At 74.7% G+C, this 2252-nt stretch carries 4 protein-coding genes; all 4 read right to left on the reverse strand.

Features of this window, described 5'->3' with window-relative positions; translation table 11 throughout:
- A partial coding sequence (rsfS, locus tag VI078_02430; protein HEY5998139.1) for a ribosome silencing factor occupies positions 1-389 on the reverse strand: 389 nt, incomplete at its 3' end.
- The gene (nadD, locus tag VI078_02435; GenBank protein HEY5998140.1) at positions 390-1106 is read right to left on the reverse strand and encodes a nicotinate-nucleotide adenylyltransferase; all 717 of its coding nucleotides are present in this window, start codon (positions 1104-1106) and stop codon (positions 390-392) included.
- Positions 1103-1735, reverse strand: a complete 633-nt coding sequence (locus tag VI078_02440) for an HD domain-containing protein (GenBank protein HEY5998141.1) — start codon at positions 1733-1735, stop codon at positions 1103-1105. The genes nadD and VI078_02440 overlap by 4 nt, the downstream gene beginning before the upstream one ends.
- A 50-nt stretch (positions 1736-1785) precedes the next feature.
- On the reverse strand, positions 1786-2252 hold a 467-nt coding region (locus tag VI078_02445; protein ID HEY5998142.1), incomplete at its 5' end, for a Fe-S-containing protein.

Below are 2252 nucleotides of genomic sequence, written 5' to 3' on the forward strand. Positions count from 1 at the left end.
GCGGCCGTCCGCTCGCCCCTGCGCGCCGGCGCCTTTGCCGGGCCCTCGGGCGGGACGATCTGCTTGGCGTCGGCCCAGAGCTCCTCGAGGCCGAAGAAGAGCCGCTTCTCGGCGTGGAAGACGTGCACGACGAAGTCCACGTAGTCGATGAGGACCCACGTGGCATCCTGCAGTCCCTCGACGGACAGGGGCCGCTCGCCCTTCTCCGCGAGCTTCTCCTGCACGCCCTCGGCGATCGCGCGCACGTTCGTGTCCGAGCTGCCGGTGCAGACGACCATGTAATCGGTCACGGAGGAGAGCCCGCGCACGTCCAGCGCACTGATCTGCTGGGCCTTCTTCTCCTGCGCGGCCTCCATCGCGGCCCGCACCAGATTCCTCGCCGTTGCCATTCAGGCTCCTTTCGTGTGTCGCGGGGCGGTCGCCCGCCCCCCAGTCGTGCCGCGCCGGTAGAGCCCGTCGCGGCGGATCGCCCGCTCGACCGCCGGCGGGACGAGGTAGCGGATCGAGGCGCCCCGGGCCGCGCGCGCGCGGACCGCGGACGCGGAGATCGAGAGCTGCTCGGTCGGGACCAGAAGCACGCGCGTGCCGGCGGCGGTGCGCCAGGCGCGCACGCCCTCCGGGGTTCGGCGCTCGTTCCCGAGGCCCCAGGCCGTGGGGGCATGGCGCCGCGGATCCTCGAGCGGGAAGCCCACGCGCGGGAAGACGGCGAAGTTCGCGGCCTCCGCCAGCCGGCCGGCCTCGTGCCAGGTGCGGATCTCCGCGAAGGCGTCCATGCCGATCAGGAAGTACAGCTCGCGCTCGCCCGGTCGCGGTCCCGCGAGCGCCCGCAGCGTGTCGATCGTGTACGAGAGCCCGCCGCGCCGCACCTCGAGGTCGACGGCGCCGAAGCCGGGGTTGCCGCGGATGGCCAACCGCACCAGCGCGAGCCGCGCCGCGCCGCTCGGGAGCGACTCGCCCTTGTGCGGCGGCAGGTTCGAGGGGACGAAGAGCACGCGGTCGAGGCCGAGGCGATCGCGGACGTCCTCCGCGAGGATGAGGTGCGCGAGGTGGATCGGGTTGAAGGTGCCGCCGTAGACGCCGACGCGCACGGGCACGTGCGCGGTCACCGGCCCGCGCCGCCGCGCCGCGCCCGCCGGGTGCGGACGTCGCCGGGTCCGATGGGGAGTCTCGCGAAGATCTTCGCCTCCACCGCGTCCATCAGCGTCCAGTTGCGCCGGATGCGCTCCTCGAATTCCACCTGCCCCCGCCCATAGCGGACGATGAGGTCGCGAAAGCGCGCCGCGAGGCTGACCACGTCCTCGTAGAGCACGCGCTTGTCGGCGTAGTTGACGAGCTCGGCCGCCGTCACCGGCCCGGCGGGGTCCGACGGGCCGAGGTGGACGTGCCGCTCGACGACCGCGGCGACGGCCGGCAGCCCCAGCTCCCGCAGGACGCGGCCGCCCTCTGCGGCGTGGTCGAGGCGGCTCTCGAGGCAGGGCGCCTTCGCGATGTCGTGGAGGAGCGCCGCGGCCTCCACCAGGGCGAGGTCGATGGGCTCGCCCCGCTCGCGCAGGGCCGCGCCGATCTGCCGCGCGACGCGCGCGACCTGCCGGCTGTGGCGCTGGATGTGCTCCGGGACGGCGTGTGCCGCCAGCAGCCGCCGGCAGGTCGAGGCCGACGGGCTCGTGCCGCGGATGCGCGGCGGCCGCGCGGGGCCACAGTTCCCGGCGCCCCCGCGCGTGGCTTTCATCGGCATGCGCCCGATCTTCCCGCGCCGCCCCTGGGATGTCAACCGGCGGTGGCCGCCTAGAAGTAGCGCTCCCCCTCCTCGAGCGCCTTGGCGGCGATGACCAGGCGCCCGCCTGTGCGCTCGACGGGCACCGCGACCGGCACGCAGGAGCCGATCCCGGTGGGGAGCGTATCCAGCTCGAAGCGCATGCCACACTTGATGCAGACCATCTTCCCGCCCTCGAGTCGGTACCCCTTCTTCCAGCGGGCGCAGGTCCGACAGGCGTCGAACGCGGCGCGCACGGTGCCGCCGCTGTCCCGGTAGATGAAGAAGTCCGCCGCCCGGCCGGCGTCGTCCCGGAACGTGAAGAAGCGGACGCTCCCGGCGGCGACGTCCGCGGCCTCCAGGGACACCGTGCCGTCGACCGCCCGGACCTCGGGGTACTTCGCGCCCGCCGGCGCGCAGGCCCCCGCGGCTGCGAGGATCGCCGCCAATGCCGCTGCGGCCGCGGCGCGCGCCCCGACGGCGCGCCAGGTGCGACGAC

This window comes from bacterium (assembly GCA_036524115.1).
Lineage (GTDB): Bacteria > JAUVQV01 > JAUVQV01 > JAUVQV01 > DATDCY01 > DATDCY01.